This window comes from Pseudomonas sp. Leaf58, assembly GCF_003627215.1.
Classification (GTDB): domain Bacteria; phylum Pseudomonadota; class Gammaproteobacteria; order Pseudomonadales; family Pseudomonadaceae; genus Aquipseudomonas.
On the sequence record NZ_CP032677.1, the window covers coordinates 2,031,263 to 2,049,554 of the forward strand.

Sequence of the window (18,292 nt, forward strand, 5' to 3'; positions counted from 1 at the left end):
ACGCCAAGTTAGCTGTCGTACCCGAGGTTAGGCGCCAACCAGCGCTCACTAACACTCACATCCTGCCCTTTGCGCGCGCTGTAGCGCTCGATCTGGTCCTTGTCCACCTTGCCCACGGCAAAGTACTGCGCCTGCGGGTGAGCGAAGTACCAGCCGCTGACCGCCGCTGCCGGGAACATAGCGAAGTGCTCGGTGAGGAACACGCCACTCGGCCCGGTCTCGCCAATGGCAGTGCCATCGAGCAGGCGGAACAGGGTTTCCTTTTCGGTATGGTCCGGGCAGGCGGGGTAACCCGGGGCCGGGCGAATGCCGCTGTACTGCTCCTTGATCAACGCGTCGTTGTCCAGGTGCTCGTCGCGGGCGTAACCCCAGTGCTCTTTACGCACTTGCTCGTGCAGCCATTCGGCGCAGGCCTCGGCCAGGCGGTCGGCCAGTGCCTTGACCATGATCGAGCTGTAGTCGTCGCCCTTGTCCTGGTAGGCCTTGGCCACTTCCTCGGCCCCGATGCCGGCGGTGGTAATGAAACCACCGACATAATCGGTGACACCGCTGGCTTTCGGCGCGACGAAGTCGGCCAGCGACCAGTTGGGCTTGCCGTCCGGCTTGATGGTTTGCTGGCGCAGGTGGTGCAGGGTGGCCAGTGCCGCGCCATCCTCGCCATAGACTTCGATGTCGTCATCGGCCACCTGGTTGGCCGGCCAGAAGCCAAACACCGCGCGGGCGCTGATCAGCTTTTCGTCGATCAGCTTGTCGAGCATCTCGCGGGCATCCTGGTACAGCGCTGTGGCAGCCTCGCCGACCACTTCGTCGGTGAGGATGCGCGGGAACTTGCCGGCCAGGTCCCAGGAAATGAAGAACGGCGTCCAGTCGATGTATTCGGCCAAGGTGCGCAGGTCGATGTCTTCCAGCACCTTGACGCCGGTGAAGGAGGGGACCGCTGGCTGGTAGCTCGCCCAGTCGTACTGCGGCTTGGCCGCAATCGCCTGGTCGTAGCTCAGGCGCTCGGTGCGGGCGCTGCGGTTGGCGGTGCGCTCACGCACTTCCACGTAGTCCTGGCGCGTCTTCTCGACGAAGCCTGGCTTGAGCTCCTTGGACAGCAACTGGGTAGCCACGCCGACCGCACGCGAGGCGTCCGTCACGTAGATGACCGCGTCATTGCTGTACTTGGGCTCGATCTTGACCGCCGTGTGGGCCTTGGACGTGGTGGCGCCGCCGATCATCAGCGGCAGCTCGAAGCCCTGGCGCTGCATTTCGCGGGCGACGTGGACCATTTCGTCCAGCGACGGGGTAATCAAGCCGGACAGGCCGATGATGTCGCACTTCTGTTCGCGGGCGGTCTGCAGGATCTTCTCGGCCGGCACCATGACGCCAAGGTCGACGATGTCGTAGCCGTTACAGCCCAGCACCACGCCAACGATGTTCTTGCCGATGTCGTGCACGTCGCCCTTGACGGTAGCCATCAGGATCTTGCCCTTGGCCTCTGGCTTGTCACCTTTTTCGGCTTCGATGAACGGGATCAGGTGGGCTACCGCCTGCTTCATCACCCGCGCCGACTTGACCACCTGCGGCAAGAACATCTTGCCGGCGCCGAACAGGTCGCCGACCACGTTCATGCCGCTCATCAGCGGGCCTTCGATGACTTCGATCGGGCGCGCACATTGCTGGCGGCATTCTTCGGTGTCTTCGACGATGTGCGCCGTAATGCCCTTGACCAGCGCATGCTCCAGGCGCTTGCCGACTGGCAGCGAACGCCAGGCTTCGTTTTCGACTTCCTTGGTGGCGCCGCCGCCTTTGTAGTCGTCGGCAATCGCCAGCAGGGCGTCAGTGCCTTCCGGTGTGCGGTTGAGCACCACGTCCTCGACCTTTTCGCGCAGCTCGGCCGGGATTTCGTCGTAAATCTCCAACTGGCCGGCGTTGACGATACCCATGGTCAGGCCATTGCGAATGGCATGGAACAGGAATACCGAGTGGATCGCCTCACGCACCGGGTTGTTGCCGCGGAACGAGAACGACACGTTGGACACGCCACCCGAGCTCAGCGCATAGGGCAGGTGATCGCGGATGTAGGCACAGGCTTCAATGAAGTCGACGGCGTAGTTGTTGTGCTCTTCGATGCCGGTGGCAACGGCGAAGATGTTTGGATCGAAGATGATGTCTTCCGGCGGGAAGCCTACTTCGTTGACCAGGATGTCGTAGCTGCGTTTGCAGATTTCGCGCTTGCGATCGGCGGTATCTGCCTGGCCCACTTCGTCGAAGGCCATCACTACCACGGCAGCGCCGTAGCGCTTGCACAAGCGGGCGTGGTGCTTGAACTGCTCGACACCTTCCTTCATGGAGATGGAGTTGACGATGCCCTTGCCCTGGATGCACTTGAGGCCCGCTTCGATGACGTCCCATTTGGAGGAGTCGATCATGATCGGCACGCGGGAAATGTCCGGCTCGCCAGCAATCATGTTGAGGAAGCGCACCATGGCCGCCTGGGAGTCGAGCATCCCTTCGTCCATGTTGATGTCGATCACCTGGGCGCCGGCCTCGACCTGCTGCAGGGCGACTTCCAGCGCTTCGGTGTAGTTCTCTTCACGGATCAACCGGGCGAACTTGGCGGAACCGGTGATGTTGGTGCGCTCGCCGACGTTGACGAACAACGACTGGCGGTCGATGGTGAACGGTTCCAGGCCTGACAGGCGGCAGGCTTTGGCAATTTCCGGAATTTCGCGCGGCTTGTACTTGGCCACGGCCTCGGCGATGGCCTGGATGTGGCCGGGGGTGGTGCCGCAGCAACCGCCGATGATGTTGAGGAAGCCGCTGGCGGCAAACTCTTCGACCACGGCCGCCATTTCGGCCGGAGTCTCGTCGTACTCGCCAAAGGCGTTCGGCAGGCCAGCGTTGGGGTGGGCCGATACGTGGGTGTCGGCTTTGGTCGACAACTCTTCCAGGTAAGGGCGCAGGTCCTTGGCGCCGAGGGCGCAGTTTAGGCCCACGGATATCGGCTTGGCATGGCGCACCGAGTTCCAGAACGCTTCGGTGGTCTGGCCCGACAGGGTACGGCCAGAGGCGTCGGTGATAGTGCCGGAGATCATGATCGGCAGTTCGACATTGTCGTCTTCGAACACCTGCTGCACGGCGAAAATCGCCGCCTTGGCATTGAGGGTGTCGAAGATGGTCTCGATCAGGATCAGGTCGGCGCCGCCCTCGATCAGGCCGCGGGTGGCCTCGATGTAGTTGGTGACCAACTCATCGAAGGTGACGTTGCGGTAGCCCGGGTCGTTGACGTCTGGGGAAATCGAGCAGGTGCGGCTGGTTGGGCCGAGCACGCCGGCGACAAAGCGCGGCTTGTCTGGTGTTTCCAGGGTCTTGGCATCGGCCACCTGGCGCGCAATGCGTGCACCTTCGACGTTCAGCTCGTAGACCAGCGACTCCATGCCGTAGTCGGCCTGGGAAATCTGCGTGGCGTTGAAGGTGTTGGTTTCGAGAATATCGGCACCGGCATCCAGGTAGGCCTTTTCGATGGCGGCGATGACATCGGGGCGGCTGAGCAGCAACAAATCGTTGTTACCCTTGACATCGCTTGGCCAAGCGGCAAAGCGCGTGCCACGATAGTCGTGTTCCTCGAGCCGGTAGCTTTGGATCATAGTACCCATGCCGCCGTCGAGGATCAGGATGCGCTCTTTGAGTGCGTTCTGGAGTGCTTGTAGACGAGCGCTGCGGTCGGACATAGGACTACCTGGTCGGGCGAATATCAGAAGATGCCGAATCATAACAAAGCTGCGCGGTTTTTAGGTGCATCGCCCATTTGCATGAAATTTGCTCATGTTGGCGGTGCTGGCGTCGGCAAGGCACCCAATAACGACCAGGCAACAAATCGTGATGGCTTTCAAGAACCAGGACTTTCCGCACATGGTGCATCGTTTCCTTGCTGGCGCCTTCGCCCTGCTCATCAGCGGCGTGGTGTTCGGGCAAGCCCCCCAGTCGAGCCCGGCTATTTCCTACACCCGGGACATTCAACCGATCTTCACCGAGAAATGCGTGGCCTGCCATGCCTGCAATGACGCCGCCTGCCAGCTGAAGCTGGAAAGCCCCGAGGGCGCGGTGCGCGGGGCTACCAAGGTGCCGGTGTACCAGGGTGAGCGGAGCAAGGCGGTGGCCACCACGCGGCTGTTTTACGACGCCCACAGTGAGGGCGAGTGGCGCAAGAAGGGCTTTTACTCGGTGCTCGACAACCAGGGCAGCCAGGCCGCGTTGATGGCGCGCATGCTGGAGCTGGGGCACCAGACCCCGCTCACGCCCAACGCCAAGCTGCCCGAGGAAATCGTCCTGGGCCTGAACCGCAACAACATGTGCCCCTTGCCCGAGGAGTTCGATGCCTATGCCGGCGCCCACCCCAAGGAAGGCATGCCGCTGGCGGTGACCGGGCTGACCGACAAGGAATACCACACCCTGCGCCACTGGCTGGCCGCCGGCGCGCCGGTGGAATACCAGCCGATCACGCCGAGCGCAACCGAAGCCAAGCAAATCGCCGACTGGGAAGAACTGCTCAATCGCCCAGGGTCCACCGAGGCACTGGTCGGCCGCTGGCTCTACGAGCACCTGTTCCTGGCGCACATCCACTTCGTCGGTGGCGAGCAGGGCCACTTCTTCCAGTGGGTGCGTTCGCGCACGCCCAGCGGCCAGCCGGTCGACCTGATCGCCACGCGCCGCCCCAACGACCCGCCGGGCACCGACTTCTATTACCGGTTGATCCCGGTGCAGGGCGTGATCGTGCACAAGACGCACATCACCTACCCGATGGGGCCGCAGAAGCTCAAGCGGGTGCAGCAACTGTTCTACGCCGGCGACTGGCATGCTGCCGCGCTGCCGGGCTACGGCCCACGCCACCGCGCCAACCCGTTCGAAACCTTCGAAGCGATCCCGGCGGTGGCGCGCTACCAGTTCATGCTGGACAACGCCGAATACTTCGTGCGCACCTTCATCCGTGGCCCGGTGTGCCGTGGGCAAATCGCTACCGATGTGATTCGCGACAACTTCTGGGCGCTGTTCCAGGAGCCGGCCCACGACCGCTACATCACCGATGCCGTGTACCGTGGCGAGGCCACGCCGCTGCTGGCCATGCCAGGGCAGATCGATGACGTGGGCAGTGTACTGAGCCTGTGGCACGCCTACCGCGACAAGCGCAACGATTACGAGAAGCTGCGCCGCGAAGCCTATGCCGACATGCCGGCGCCGGGCTGGGCCACCCTGTGGGCCGGTAACGACAACGCACTGTTGAGCATTTTCCGCCACTTCGACAGCGCCTCGGTGACCAAGGGCCTGATCGGTGACGTGCCGAAGACGGTGTGGCTGTTCGACTACCCGCTGTTCGAGCGCACCTACTACCAGCTGGCGGTCAACTTCGACGTGTTCGGCAACGTCTCGCACCAGTTGCAGACGCGCTTGTACTTTGACCTGATCCGTAACGGCGCCGAGGTCAACTTCCTGCGGCTGATGCCGGCCGACCAGCGCCAGGCGATCCTCGGTGACTGGTACCAGACCACTGGCAAGGTGAAGATGTGGATGGATTACGAGGACATCGACACCGACACCCCGAGCGCTATCCAGCTCGACCCGCGCGATCCCAAGCGCGACTTCGGCCTGAAGCTGGTGCAGCGCACCGGCAGCCTGAATGCAGCGCCCGACCCGATCAACCGCTGCCAGGGCGCGTTCTGCTCGCGGCCGCAGCTGAACGAGGAGTTGCGCAACGCCGAGCAGTCGCTCAGCCGCCTGGTGTCGCGCCCGGCTGCCGGATTGAAGGTGATCAGCCAACTGCCCGAGGCGACCATGCTGCGCATCGAAGGGCAGGGCGGCCAGCGCCAAGTGTACAGCCTGCTGCGTAACCGCGCGCACAGCAACGTGGCGTTCCTGCTGGGTGAGGCCTACCGCTACCAGCCGGGGCTGGATACCCTGACCCTGTACCCCGGGGTGCTCAGCAGCTACCCCAATTTTATCTTCAACATCCCGACCAAGGATGTACCGGAGTTCGTCGAGGACATGGAGTATGCGAAGGATGACCCGGCCAAGTTCGAGCGCATCGTCCTGCGCTGGGGCGTGCGCCGCAGCCACCCTGAGTTCTGGCGCTACTTCCATGACCTGAACAGCTACATCAAGGAGACCGAACCGGTCGAGGCGGGCGTACTGGACATGAACCGCTACGAGAACCTCTGATCGGGCTGGCTGACCTTTCCGGCTACCCTGCGGTCGGAAAAGGTGGGTGGTCCGGGGGCTGCAGTGCAGCCCCATTCGCGGGCTTGCCCGCTCCCACAGGATATAGGGTGCTTTCGGGCATGCCATGAGTCCTGTAGGAGCGGGCAAGCCCGCGAACGAGCGCGGTGCGCTCGCCGGGCCTCAATGCACCGGCAATCACAGGGTATTCCATGCTGTATTCGCTTCAGGCACTGCGGGCGTTCGCCGCCTGGGTGGTGGTCTGCCACCATTTCATGCAAATCTTCTTCGACTTCAACGCCTCTGGCCCCATCGGCCAACTGTTCACCGACCGCGGCGCTGTAGGCGTCGACATCTTCTTCGTCATCAGCGGGCTGGTGATTTACCTGTCGACCCGCGACAAAGCCATCGAACCCCACCAGTTCCTGCTCAACCGGGTACTGCGTATCGTCCCCGCCTACTGGTTCTACACGGCGCTGATGGCCGCCCTGTTGCTGGCTTTCAGCCAGGTGATGCCACATCAACAATTCGCCTGGCATCACCTGTTGCTCTCGCTGCTGTTCATTCCGGCGGAAAACCCCGGCGGCTATGGCCTGTACCCGACCCTGAACGTGGGCTGGACGCTGAACTTCGAGATGTTCTTCTACCTGCTGTTCGGCCTGGCGTTCCTGGTGCGTCAGCGCCATCACCTGCTGCTGGTGACCGCCGCCCTGTTGCTGGCCAGCGAAGTACTGGGCGGGCTGGGTATAGTCAGCCGCTTCTACAACAACGACATCATCTACGAGTTCCTGCTTGGTATTGGCTTGGGTGTGCTGTACCGCCGAGGGTTGATCCGCCAAGGGCGGTGGCTGCCGCTGACACTACTGGGGGTGGCTGGCCTGGCCATCTATCACCTGGATGCGTCGCAGCGCTTGCTGCATTGGGGGGTGCCAAGCGCGCTGATCGTGCTGGCCTTCATTGCGCTGGAGCCAGTGTTCCAAGGCAACCGCTTGCTCAAGGCGCTGGGTGACTGCTCTTATTCGGTGTACCTGATCCATGTGCTGGTGCTTTACGCCGGCTGGTTTGCCAGCCAGCGCCTGTCGTTGAACCCGTACTGGGTGTTTGCCCTGTGCGTCCCGTCCATTGGACTAATGTCGTGGTTCAGCTACCAGTGGCTGGAGCGCGGCCTGTACCGGCGTATGCAGGCCTGGCTGGCGGCGCCACGGGGACCGGCCCCTGACTATGCGCTTTCCCGAGTCAAATGCTAGGACTTTGTTCGAAGGCCGGCTTGGCGTACACTTGGCGGCAAGTCTGTGAGGAACCTACATGAGCGCTATAACCATTACCGACGCCGCCCATGACTACCTGGCCGATCTGCTCTCCAAGCAGAATACGCCTGGCATCGGCATTCGCATTTTCATTACCCAGCCGGGCACCCAATACGCCGAAACGTGCATTGCCTACTGCAAACCGGGCGAAGAAAAGCCTGACGACACCGCGGTGGGGCTGAAGAGCTTCACTGCTTACCTTGACGCGGTCAGCGTGCCGTTCCTGGAAGACGCACTGGTCGACTACGCCACCGACCGCATGGGTGGCCAGCTGACCATCAAGGCGCCGAACGCCAAGGTGCCGATGGTCAACGAAGACAGCCCGATCAACGAGCGCATCAACTACTACCTGCAAACCGAGATCAACCCCGGTCTGGCCAGCCACGGCGGCCAGGTGAGCCTGGTGGATGTGGTGGACGACGGCATCGCCGTGCTGCAGTTCGGTGGTGGTTGCCAGGGCTGCGGCCAGGCCGACGTGACCCTGAAGGAAGGCATCGAGCGCACCCTGCTCGAGCGTATTCCGGAGCTGAAGGGCGTGCGTGACGTGACCGACCACAGCCAGAAAGAGAACGCCTACTACTAAAGCGGTGGGAACGGCGTTCTTTAGCAACAAACTGTTACTGTTTCAACCCCTGCGACAACAGGCCGCAGCCCATGTTCAAAGGGCTGCAACCCAATGCCGCCTTGGCCGGGTAGAACCCCTATGGGGGTCATGCCAGAATGCCCCGGTTTTTCGACCGGCCCGTCCCGAGGGCCGGCACCTTCCCTGTACAGGATGGTTCAATGAATGATCTGTTTACCCGGCGCTCGGTAGTCGCTGGGATGGGCGTTCTCGGTCTAGGCCTGCTGGCAGGCTGCAGCCCGGCCCGGGGGCTCGAGTTCAAGTATGGCAAGAACATGAGCAATGAGATCCTTGGGCGCAAGTTCAGCCTCAAGGACACCCAAGGCAATGTGCGCACCCTGTCGAGTTTCTACGGCAGCATGCCGATGATCTTCTTCGGTTTCACCCAGTGCCCGGCGGTGTGCCCGACTGCCCTGGCGCGCGCGGCGCAAATCCGCCAGCAGCTGAAAGGCCGCGACCGCGATCTGTTCCAGGTAGTGCTCATTACGCTGGACCCGGAGCGCGACACCCCCGAAGTACTCGATGCCTACGTCAAGGCGTTCGACCCGTCGTTCACCGCGCTCACCGGCACCCCTGAGGAAATCGCCGCGGTGGCCAAGGAATTCAAGGTGTTCTACGAGAAGGTCCCGGCCGGTGATACCTACACCGTCTCGCACTCGTCCACCAGCTACGTCTACGACACCCGTGGCACCCTGCGCCTGAGCCTGGGCCATTCCCTGACCGCCAAGGAATGCGCCGAAGACCTGGTCACCCTGATGGAGATTTGCTGAATGTCGATGCAACCGATCAAACGTGGTTTGGCTACCCTGGTACTGATGGGCTTGGCCCTGCCGGCCTTGGCCCAAACCACTGTGAGCGATGCCTGGGTCCGTGCCAGCGTGCCGCACCAGCAGTCCACCGGTGCCTTCATGACCCTCACTGCCAGCAGCGACAGCAAGCTGGTGGGCGTCGCCTCGCCCGCGGCCAAGACCGTGCAGGTGCACGAGATGACCATGAACGGCGATGTGATGGGCATGCGTGAGGTAAAGGCCGTCGAGTTGCCCGCTGGCAAAGCCGTGACGCTGGACCCAAATGGCCTGCATGTGATGCTAATGGGCCTGAACAACCAGGTGAAGGAAGGCGAGAAAGTACCGCTGACCCTGACCATCGAGGATGGCAAAGGGGCCAAGGAAACCTTGGAGGTGCAGGCCGAAGTGCGTGCGCTCAACGCCGAGGCGGGCGCTGGGCATGATCACATGCACATGAAGCACTGACCGGTTGAAGCATCTGGGGCTGCAAAAAGCAGCCCCAGCTCAATCAACTGCGGAACTTGGGCAGTGGCCTGTCGAGGGTTAGCGAGGTCAAGGTCTTGCGGACCTGAACTTCGTCAGCCTCCAAGGCCTTGAGACTTGCGCGGATCTTGCCAGCAGCGGGCATGTCGCCCTGCCGGTCGATCCAGTCGGCAATCTCCTTGCAGGCACTGCTCAGGCAGGCCTGGCGCTGGTTCATCAGCGACAGAAGGGTGGTGAGCTCTCTTTCGGACATGGCAGGATCCTCCATTCAGCCCTGTCAGTGTAGCAGTGGCTGGCTAGCTTGCCTGAGGCCGGTTGTCGCACTCATCCTTGCTGGCAGGCGCTGCGATAGGCCCCCGGCGTCACCCCGTAAGCCTGCTTGAACTGCCGGCTAAAATGGCTCTGGTCGGCAAAGCCCAGGTCGAACGCCACCTCCGAGGCTGCTGCGCCACGTTTTAGCAGTTCCCGCGCGCGGGCCAGGCGCCGCTGCTTCAACCAGGCATGCGGCGGCAGGCCGGTGGCCTGGCGGAACACCCGGGCGAAGTGAAATGGCGACAGGTTGACCGCCGCCGCCAGCGCTTCGAGCGAGGGTGGGGCAGCTAGCTGGCTTTCCAGCAGTTCGCGGGCGCGGGCTACGGCCAGTGGTTCGTTGCCCGGGGCCGCCGGTGCAGCGCAGCGCCCGTGCCGTTGCACCAGAGCCAGCACCGCCTGGCGCCAGGCGGTTTGTTGCTGCAGGGCACTGGCGCCGGCTTCGGACAGCTGGTGCAACTGGCTGAAGGCGATGGCCAGCACCGGGTCATTGATCACGCTGTCCTTGAAACTGGGCATGCCGTGGCGGCCCAGCTCCAGCTCGTCAAGCACACCGGTGACCCGCTCATGCTCCGGATAGAAACCACGGTAGCGCCAACCCGCTTCGTGCGCGGTGGCGCCAGTGTGCAGTTCGTCGGGGTTGATCAGCACCATGCTGCCAACCGGGGCCAGGTGCTCGCTGCCGCGGTGCCAGAAGCGCTGGGCCCCCGATTCGATCACGGTGAACACATAGCCTTCATGCACATGCGGGGCGAAGCGCTGCTGGAAGTAGCGTGCGTGCAGCATCTCGACGTCGCCCAATGCCGGCGCCTGCCAGAGGTGTGTCTGCTCGCGCAGGGGCGTGCTCATGCCAGCCAGCTGCGCAGGAAGAAGAACAGCAACATGCTTATCAGCATGCTCAGCAACACGCTGCGGGTCAACAACACCAGGGCGATGGCTACCAGCGAGCCCAGCAGGTAGGGGTTGAGCAGGCTCAGGTTAAGCTGATGGTCCGGCATGAAGATGATCGGGCCGCAAATGGCGGTGAGCATGCCGGGTACGGCAAAACCGAGGAACTGCCGGGCGTTGGAGCTCAGGCGCAAGGGCAGGCGTGGCTCCAGGAACGCATAGCGGTTGAGGAACACAATGGCGCCCATGGCGAAAATCAAGATCCAGGTCATGCTCGGGCTCCAAAGAATTTCTGGCAAATGAACCCGGCGCTCATGCCCAGCAGGCCGGCGGCCACCAGGGCGGCTTCCCAGTGCCAGTAACTGAACAGCACCGAGCAGAACAGCGACACAGCCACGCATACCACGGTGGCCAGGTTGCGCACCAGCGGGGCGATCAGGGCCACGAAGGTGGCGACGATGGAGAAGTCCAGGCCGAACTGGTCCAGGTGTGGAATGCTCTTGCCCAGCAAAATACCGGCCAGGGTAAACAGGTTCCAGGCGACGTAGAACGTCAGGCCCACGCCCAGGGCGTACCAGCGGTTGAATTGCTGCTGGTCGTACTGGCTGGTCAACGCGAAGAATTCGTCGGTCAGCAAAAAGCCCAGGCCCAATCGCCAGCGCAGCGGCTGGTTGGACAACACCGGGCGCATGGTCAAGCCATACAGCAGGTGTTGCGAGGTCAGTAGCAGGGTGGTGAGCAGAATCGACGCCAGGTTGGCGCCGCCCTTGAGCATGCCGATGGCCACCAGTTGCGCGGCACCCGCAAAAACGATGGCCGACAGCCCTTGCCCTTCCCAGGCGCTGAGGTTGGCTTCGATGGCCATGGAGCCGGCCAGCAAGCCCCAGGGGGCGACAGCCAAAGAGAGCGGGAGAATGGCGATAGCGCCGTGAAGGAAAGCTTGGCGGGCAATGTGGGGCATGATGGCTGCAGTGTGTGACGTGGCAGGCCAGCATGCCAGACAGGGCGAGTGATGGCTTGAACGATCTTGCTGTGCCTGGGCGATGGTTATGGATGGCTGGTCAAGTGCTGTTGCGCCGTCACGCAGCCGTTGGTGTCCACGGCCTTCTGCAGCAGGCTCTGACGGTGTTGCGGGTCGAGGTCGCTAAGCAGGCGATACAGCTCGGCTTGGTAGTCCCTTTGGCGCCCCCACTGCATTTGCAGGCCCTTTGGCCGGCTGCGGTTGCAGGCCAGGCGTGTGGCCGGCTGAGGGTAGTAAGGGGCATACACGGTGGCCATGTTGGGGATGGCCTCCAGCGCACTTCGGTAGTCGCTGCTGACGTTGTAAGGCGGGCACCAGGTGGCGATGGCCGGTGCCGGCGCGGCAAAACCCTGTTTGAGGCTGGCTTCGAGCAACGGGCAGGCGGCATCCGCGATTTGTGCGGCGGGCAGGTAGGTCATGTAGTAAAGCGCAAGGCGGTACTGCGCCACGGGGTGGCCGAGCTCTACAGATTTTTTCAACAAGGCGACCGCTGTTGGCAGGGTGTGGGCCATGGCTTGGCCCTGGCGGCTGAGTTCCGGGTCTCCGCCCACTGCCGTGCGCAGCGTGCCGGTGCTGTCATCCTGGTTATCGGCCTGTTCCAGCAGTGGCAAGGCCTGGCGGTAGAGCAGGTCGGCGTGGGGGTCGATGCGCACGTCCTGCGCCTGCACGGCCAGCGGCATCAGGGCAAGCAACAGCGGGGGTAGGCGCCACATGCGACTCACAGGCCCGCCCCACGAGGTGCCAGGTACTGATGGACGGCTTGGATGTTGATAGCAGTCAAGCGTGTGCCTCGGGTAAATCGAAACGACGGCCTATTCTAGCCACCCAAGGGGCCTTGCCGGAAGCCCAACCGCCAATTGTCAGACGAGCTTGATGGTCGTGACCTTGCGCTGGGCGTTTTTTTCCTGGGCCAGGCCAAGCTTGGCGGTAATGACCTTGGCCAGGGCATTGTTGCCCAGGTCGTTCAGGTGCAGGCGGTCGATGAACAGGTCGGCCCCGAACACCGGCGAGCTGCTGAGCATGCAGTTCATGTCGTAGCAGGGGACCGGGTCCGCCTGGCTCTTGATACGGCGGAAAAACGCCGAGTGCAACTGGCTGTCGAACACGCCCTCCAGCAACCGGTCGAAATTCGCGGGTTGCCGCTCCAGCGCGTTCAGCATGGCTTGCTCGCCAGCAGGCAGGGTATCCCGGCACCAGGGTAGCAGCGGCTGCAGGATGAAGGTGAGGGTGGAATGGCTGTCTGCCAGCAGGCGGTCCCACTGGCGCAGTGTCCGGCCAATGTTGTCGGCTGCACGCGCCAGGCGCTTTTCCGGTGGTGACAGCGGCCAGCTGGCAGGCGCTGCTACGGGAGGCGCGGCCAAAGCCTGGCCGATACGTCGCCACAGCGACTGTCGGCGAGGCGTGGCGGTGGGCTGCATGCCCTCGCTGAAGCTGTTGAGAAAGCCCTGGTAGGCCTTGGCGTGTTGCGGGTCGTTGAGGCTGGCGAGGACTTCGCAGAGGGCCTCATGGGCCAGGCTGTTGAGCCCGCTGAGCACGACCACGTGACCTAGCTGGCCAAGGCGGTGCTGGTGGGTCAGGTACAGCAGCAGCTCCTGGCTGGCATTGAGCCCGCAGCCAGCCAGGCTCAGCCACACTTCGCCGGTGAGCATCGACAGCTGCGAGGCCACCGTGTGTGCGTCGCAACTGGCGCCGATGCCCAGCGCCGTAGAGCCGCCGACCAGCAAATTGATGCGCGACGCACCGCCGCGTTCGGCCGTCGAAAAACGCTTACCGGCGCAATGGCTGTAGCGCAGGCCCAGAGCATCGGTGTTGATGGTGTCAGAGCGGTAGCTGGTTTCGTGCACATGCACGGTGTGCGGAGCGCGTCGGTTGCCCAGCAGCAGAAAGCGCTGATAGTCCTGTTGCAACGGTGAAGGCGACGGGTTGCTGTCAGTCGTTGTCATGGTCTCTCCTTCTGTTGCAGGGCGCGCTTTGCATCACATTCAGGCCGCCAGTTCCTTGAGGTTGTACAGCAGGCCGCCGGCGGCAATCAGCAGCAGGGCAACCCCCGAGGCCAGGCTGATCATGCGGTTGCTGCGCTGCGAAGCGAGTTTGCCGATGGCGAAGATGTACAAGCTGAGTACGGCAAAATCGATGGCCACCCACAGTAGCGACAACACCACCATGCTTTTACCGAATGACTCGGTGATCTGGATGAACTGTGGGAAGAAGGCGATGAAAAAGATGATGTCCTTCGGGTTGGAAATACCCACCATGAAGCCTTGCAGTAGCCCGCCGCGCGCTGGCTTGGCGAACTCGCCGGATGCCTCGGCTGCCGGTGCCTGCAGGGCGTCCCTCAGCGTGCCCACGGCGATGTAGCCAATGAACAGGCAGCCAAGCAGGCTCATGGCGCTGAGCCAAACTTTGTCGATGGCGGCGCTGGTGAGGATGATCCAGGCCGCGGCGCCGATCAGTACCAATGACGCCCAGTTGGTACCGACGGCGGTGAACATCGCTTTGCGCGAGCCGGAGGCGGCGGCGGTATTGACGATCAGTGCCACCACCGGGCCGGGGGTGGCGATCAGTAGCAGGACGGTGAGGGCATAGGTGGCAGTCAGTGCAGTATTCACGGTCAGTTCTCGATCAGTATGTCGGGTGTTGCCGGGTGTACGGCATGGGCGTGGAACGGGCAGCGGGACGGGTTGAGCGAGCCGGCCTCCTGCAGTTGGTACTGCTTCCACTCGTAATTGTCGGCATCGCCAAAAAAGCCAAGGGTGTCGGGCATGACGCCGTCGTTGTAGTGGCGCACGCGCTCGCGGATGCGTTCGCGGATACGTTGGCCACTTTCGGTGTTGGCGTTGGCCACTTCGTCGAAGTTCGCCCGAGGGTTGATGACGAAGGTGATGTGTTGCCCCAAGTTGCGGCTCTTCATCTGCTGATGGCCGGGGAAGTTCATGTTGATGAACAGCGGCATGCCGGCATAGCAGAACGACCAGCCGTTGTCATCGGGGTCGGTCGGCATGCCCTGCGGCCAAGGGTGCGGGTCACGCGCATGCACGCCACGCAACACCTTCCAGGCCAGTGCCTGTTGCTCGGCCAAGGTGCACTCGCTGGCCGTTTCGAGGAACACCACCAGCGGGCTGCCGATGCGCTGCTTGGGGTTGATCGGAGCAATGGTGCGCACGTAGTCGGCCAAGCCTTGGGCGATGTCATCGGCCAGCTGCTCGGCGCGGGCGAAGAGAATATGGCAAGTTTCGCCGTTCACCGCCTTGCGGCCGAACAGGCAAGGGAACTCGGGGTTGGCGAGTACGCTGCGAAAATGTTCTATGGTGCTGTAGGTCCAATGTTGGGTTTTGCGAACATGTTCATCGGCGAGCTCTAGCGCATCCAGGCGATAGCAATTTCCATATCCCGTAAACATGATTTCCCCAGGCGTTGATTAAGTTGAACGTTCCAGTCACATGCAGGCAGGATCTTGGTTATGTTTGTTATTTACCTGCATTTTCCGAGACGAACTTGACGTTGTAAAACGCGTGGAACTATGACCTACTATTAGTCTTACTCATGATCGGGACAGCGCCATGTCGGAACGGATTCAGGCTCTGCACGCTCTGCGTGCCTTCGAAGTGGCTTCTCGCTATGGCTCGTTTACCCGCGCAGCGGAGGAGCTGGCCCTGACCCAGGGCGCTGTCAGCCACCACATCAAAACCCTCGAAGCGTTGTTCGGCTGCGACCTGTTCGAGCGCCGTGGCCCTAAACTGAGCCTGACCGAACACGGTCGCCTGCTGGCGCAGGAACTGAAGGTTGGCTTCAAGATCATCGAAAATGCCTGCGCGCTGCTGCGCCAGGACCGCTACGGCCTGCGCCTGAAGGCGCCGTCCACGCTCACCGTGCGCTGGCTGCTGCGGGCGCTGGATGGGTTCAAGAAGCTCGATGACACCTGCAGTGTGCAGTTGTCCAGCGTGTGGATGGACATCGACAGCGTGGACTTCTATTCCGAGCCTTACGACTGCGCCATTCTTTTGGCCAGCGGGCGTTTCCCCGCCGATATCGAGAGTTTCAAGCTGTTCGATGAATGGCTGATCCCGGTGTGCCACCCGGACTACATGACCCAGGCGCAACCTGACCTGGCTGACTTGGCCCAGTGCGAAATCCTGCACCCATCCCCCGATCGGCGTGACTGGCGGCGTTGGTTGGCACGCATGGACGCGCTGGACACCAGCATCGACCACGGTCAGGTGTTCGATACCCTCGACCAGGGCATCTCGGCCGCCCAGCAAGGCCTAGGCATTTCGGTGGTCGATCTGGTGCTAGCCAGTGCTGACCTGGCGGCCGGGCGCCTGGTCACGCCGTTCAAGCATGCGGTGGCCACCGGTGACGGCTATTACATGACTTGGCTCAAGGCCAGCCCCAAGGCGCGGCAGATGCACAAGTTGCGCGAGTTTTTACTTGGCCAAGTGCCGCCGCTGGCCTGCAAGGACATCAATTACCTGTACGGTTGAACACGCGTTCGAGCATGAAGTCGATGAACACCCGCAATTTCGGCGGCATTTGCCGCCCGGAGGGCCATAGCAGGTAGAAGCTGCCGCGCCGCTCCATGAAGCTGTCGAGCACGCTGACCAGGGCGCCACTGGCCAACTCGCGGCGCACGGTGAAATCCGGCAGGCAGGTAATGCCGCGGTGGTTGACGGCGAAACAGACACGCGTCTCTACGTGGTTGCACACCATCGAGATGGGGATGTCGTAGCCTTGTTCGGGGTGCTCCTGGCGCAGCGGCCAGGTTTCCAGCTTGCCATTGCTGGGGAAGCGGTAATGCAGGCAGGTATGCGCCACCAGGTCGCGGGGGTGCAGGGGCGTACCGCGTTCGCGCAGGTACTCGGGCGAAGCCACCAGGCAGTGCTGGAAGTGCCCCAGAAACTTGGCGTTGAGCTGTGAATCCACCGGTTGCCCGCCACGCATCACCACATCGAAGCCTTCGCCGACGATATCCACCATGCGGTCAGAAAAGTCCAGGTCCAGCGCTACCTGCGGGTACAGCGCCATGAACTCTGCCAGCGCCGGCATCACCAGCCCGGTAACCTGCGGCATGCTCACCCGCAGGCGGCCGCATGGGGTTTCGCTGGCCTGGGACAGCTCCTGCTCGGTGGCCTCGATCTCGGCCAGGATGCGCCGGCTGCGCTCAAGGAACAACGTGCCTTCGGCGGTGAGGGTGATGCTGCGCGTGCTGCGGTGGAACAAGCGCACGCCCAGCCGGCTTTCCAGGCGCGCCACACGTTTGCCCACGGCTGAAGCACTGATGCCCAGCGACTGGCCGGCGGCGACAAAACTGCGGGTTTCGGCCACCCGGTTGAAGACCACGAAGCCGCTCAGGCTGTCCATGCAGCATCCTTGATTGCGGACATTGATGTCCTGGGTGAGCGGCATTGTAACCGCCTTTTTCCGTAATGGCCTGGGCTTGCACACTGTGCACCCGGTTTTCCTATTCAAGGCATCTGCAATGTCCCAGACATCCTCCGCACCGCTGCTGGCCACTAGCCGCGAACGTTTACCACTCAGCGGGCTACTGGCGCTGGCCATGACCGGCTTCATCGCCATCCTCAGCGAAACCCTGCCAGCTGGCCTGCTCGACCAGATCGTCGATGGCATGCACATCAGCCAGGCCATGGCTGGGCAATGGGTCACGGCGTATGCCCTGGGCTCGCTGCTGACCGCCATCCCGCTGGTGACCTTGACCCAGGGCTGGTACCGCCGTCGCGCCCTGTTGCTGGCAATTGGCGGCTTTGTGCTGTTCAACGGGCTGACGGCCTTGTCGTCGTCCAACGCCCTGACCCTGGTGCTGCGCTTTTTCACCGGTGCGGCGGCGGGGCTGGCCTGGGGGCTGATTGCCGGCCATGCCCGGCGCATGGTGCCGGTGGCGCTGCAGGGCCGCGCCATGGCGGTGGCAATGCTCGGCCAGCCGATTGCCTTGTCGCTCGGGCTGCCGATCGCCACTTGGTTGGGCGCGGGGCTGGGCTGGCGGGCAACATTCATGGTGGTCAGCGTGGTGGCGCTGCTGCTGGTGGCCTGGGTGTTGCGGTCGGTGCCGGACTACCCGGGGCACGCTGCCGATAAACGCCCGGCGGCTCTGCTAGTGCTACGTACGCCGGGGGTGTTGGTCGTGTTGCTGGTGATCCTCAGCTGGATCCTAGGCCACAACATTCTCTACACCTATATCGTGCCGCTGCTGGTGGCGGCCGGCATGGGCGCCGACATCGGCCCGGCGCTGATGGTGTTTGGTGTGTCGGCCCTGGTCGGGATCGGCGTAGTGGGGCTACTGGTCGACCGGCATCTGCGCACGCTGGTGTTACTGAGCCTGGCCGGCTTTGCCCTGGCCACGCTGGTGCTGGGGCAGGCCTCGGCGTCAGCGATGTACCTGAGCATCGCCTTGTGGGGCGTGACCTACGGTGGTGCGCCGACCCTGCTGCAGACCGCTTGTGCGGATGCGGCGGGTGAGGGCGGGGATGTGGCGCAGTCGATGCTGGTAACGGTATGGAACAGCGCCATTGCTTTGGGCGGGATCATTGGCGGGTTGTTGCTGAGCGGGGCAGGGGTGGAGTGGTTTGGCGGGGTGGTGCTGGGGTTGGCCGGGGTTGCCTGGCTGTTGGCCTGGGCCGGGCGAGGCAACGGGTTTGGGGCGCGGCGCTGATCTCAGGCGCTAAAA

17 protein-coding genes are annotated in these 18,292 nt (G+C 63.0%); 7 read left to right on the plus strand and 10 right to left on the minus strand.

The features are described 5' to 3' along the window. Positions 1–8: 8 nt before the first annotated feature. Complete coding sequence (metH, locus tag DV532_RS09575) at positions 9–3,716, minus strand: methionine synthase (protein WP_056800435.1); 3,708 nt, start codon at positions 3,714–3,716, stop codon at positions 9–11. Between the two features lie 181 nt (positions 3,717–3,897). Between metH and DV532_RS09580 the strand changes: the two genes are divergently transcribed. The 5 genes from DV532_RS09580 to DV532_RS09600 all read left to right on the plus strand — a co-directional run bounded on the left by DV532_RS09580 (position 3,898) and on the right by DV532_RS09600 (position 9,377). Further along, complete coding sequence (locus DV532_RS09580) at positions 3,898–6,198, plus strand: fatty acid cis/trans isomerase (protein ID WP_056801517.1); 2,301 nt, start codon at positions 3,898–3,900, stop codon at positions 6,196–6,198. 209 nt (positions 6,199–6,407) lie between these two features. Further along, on the plus strand, positions 6,408–7,442 hold the full coding sequence (locus DV532_RS09585; RefSeq protein WP_056800437.1) for an acyltransferase: 1,035 nt from the start codon (positions 6,408–6,410) through the stop codon (positions 7,440–7,442). Between the two features lie 58 nt (positions 7,443–7,500). Beyond that, positions 7,501–8,085: a Fe-S biogenesis protein NfuA gene (gene nfuA / locus DV532_RS09590; RefSeq protein WP_003250416.1), complete on the plus strand. Its 585-nt coding sequence runs from the start codon at positions 7,501–7,503 to the stop codon at positions 8,083–8,085. A gap of 200 nt (positions 8,086–8,285) precedes the next feature. Further along, entirely contained in the window at positions 8,286–8,894 is a 609-nt protein-coding gene (locus DV532_RS09595) for an SCO family protein (protein WP_056800440.1), read from the plus strand. Further along, a complete protein-coding gene (locus DV532_RS09600) occupies positions 8,895–9,377 on the plus strand; it encodes a copper chaperone PCu(A)C (protein ID WP_056800443.1) in 483 nt (160 codons plus the stop codon). It begins immediately after the preceding gene. 43 nt (positions 9,378–9,420) lie between these two features. Here the strand turns inward: DV532_RS09600 and DV532_RS09605 are convergent, their stop codons facing one another. The 8 genes from DV532_RS09605 to DV532_RS09640 all read right to left on the minus strand — a co-directional run bounded on the left by DV532_RS09605 (position 9,421) and on the right by DV532_RS09640 (position 15,013). Further along, on the minus strand, positions 9,421–9,648 hold the full coding sequence (locus DV532_RS09605; protein WP_056800446.1) for a hypothetical protein: 228 nt from the start codon (positions 9,646–9,648) through the stop codon (positions 9,421–9,423). A gap of 71 nt (positions 9,649–9,719) precedes the next feature. Then, positions 9,720–10,553: an AraC family transcriptional regulator gene (locus tag DV532_RS09610; RefSeq protein ID WP_056800447.1), complete on the minus strand. Its 834-nt coding sequence runs from the start codon at positions 10,551–10,553 to the stop codon at positions 9,720–9,722. Next, a complete protein-coding gene (locus tag DV532_RS09615) occupies positions 10,550–10,864 on the minus strand; it encodes an AzlD domain-containing protein (protein WP_056800450.1) in 315 nt (104 codons plus the stop codon). The genes DV532_RS09610 and DV532_RS09615 overlap by 4 nt, the downstream gene beginning before the upstream one ends. Beyond that, positions 10,861–11,553, minus strand: coding sequence for an AzlC family ABC transporter permease (locus DV532_RS09620; RefSeq protein ID WP_056800454.1), 693 nt, complete (start codon positions 11,551–11,553; stop codon positions 10,861–10,863). Before DV532_RS09620 ends, DV532_RS09615 begins: the two co-directional genes overlap by 4 nt. Positions 11,554–11,639: 86 nt before the next feature. Beyond that, the gene (locus DV532_RS09625) at positions 11,640–12,335 is read right to left on the minus strand and encodes a hypothetical protein (RefSeq protein ID WP_056800458.1); all 696 of its coding nucleotides are present in this window, start codon (positions 12,333–12,335) and stop codon (positions 11,640–11,642) included. A 138-nt stretch (positions 12,336–12,473) separates the two neighbouring features. After that, entirely contained in the window at positions 12,474–13,556 is a 1,083-nt protein-coding gene (locus DV532_RS09630) for a hypothetical protein (protein WP_056800461.1), read from the minus strand. Between the two features lie 39 nt (positions 13,557–13,595). Further along, a complete protein-coding gene (locus tag DV532_RS09635) occupies positions 13,596–14,222 on the minus strand; it encodes a LysE family translocator (protein ID WP_056800465.1) in 627 nt (208 codons plus the stop codon). A 2-nt stretch (positions 14,223–14,224) separates the two neighbouring features. Then, on the minus strand, positions 14,225–15,013 hold the full coding sequence (locus DV532_RS09640) for a YqcI/YcgG family protein (protein ID WP_056800468.1): 789 nt from the start codon (positions 15,011–15,013) through the stop codon (positions 14,225–14,227). 160 nt (positions 15,014–15,173) lie between these two features. On the opposite strand from DV532_RS09640, the gene DV532_RS09645 reads away from it, so the two are divergent. Continuing rightward, positions 15,174–16,094: a LysR substrate-binding domain-containing protein gene (locus tag DV532_RS09645; protein ID WP_056800471.1), complete on the plus strand. Its 921-nt coding sequence runs from the start codon at positions 15,174–15,176 to the stop codon at positions 16,092–16,094. Here the strand turns inward: DV532_RS09645 and DV532_RS09650 are convergent. After that, positions 16,075–16,971 carry a LysR family transcriptional regulator gene (locus DV532_RS09650; protein ID WP_056800474.1) on the minus strand — a complete coding sequence of 299 codons (897 nt, stop codon included), beginning with the start codon at positions 16,969–16,971 and terminating at the stop codon, positions 16,075–16,077. The genes DV532_RS09645 and DV532_RS09650 overlap by 20 nt on opposite strands. Before the next feature lie 118 nt (positions 16,972–17,089). Between DV532_RS09650 and DV532_RS09655 the strand changes: the two genes are divergently transcribed. After that, complete coding sequence (locus DV532_RS09655; RefSeq protein ID WP_056801519.1) at positions 17,090–18,277, plus strand: MFS transporter; 1,188 nt, start codon at positions 17,090–17,092, stop codon at positions 18,275–18,277. Positions 18,278–18,292: the final 15 nt, after the last annotated feature.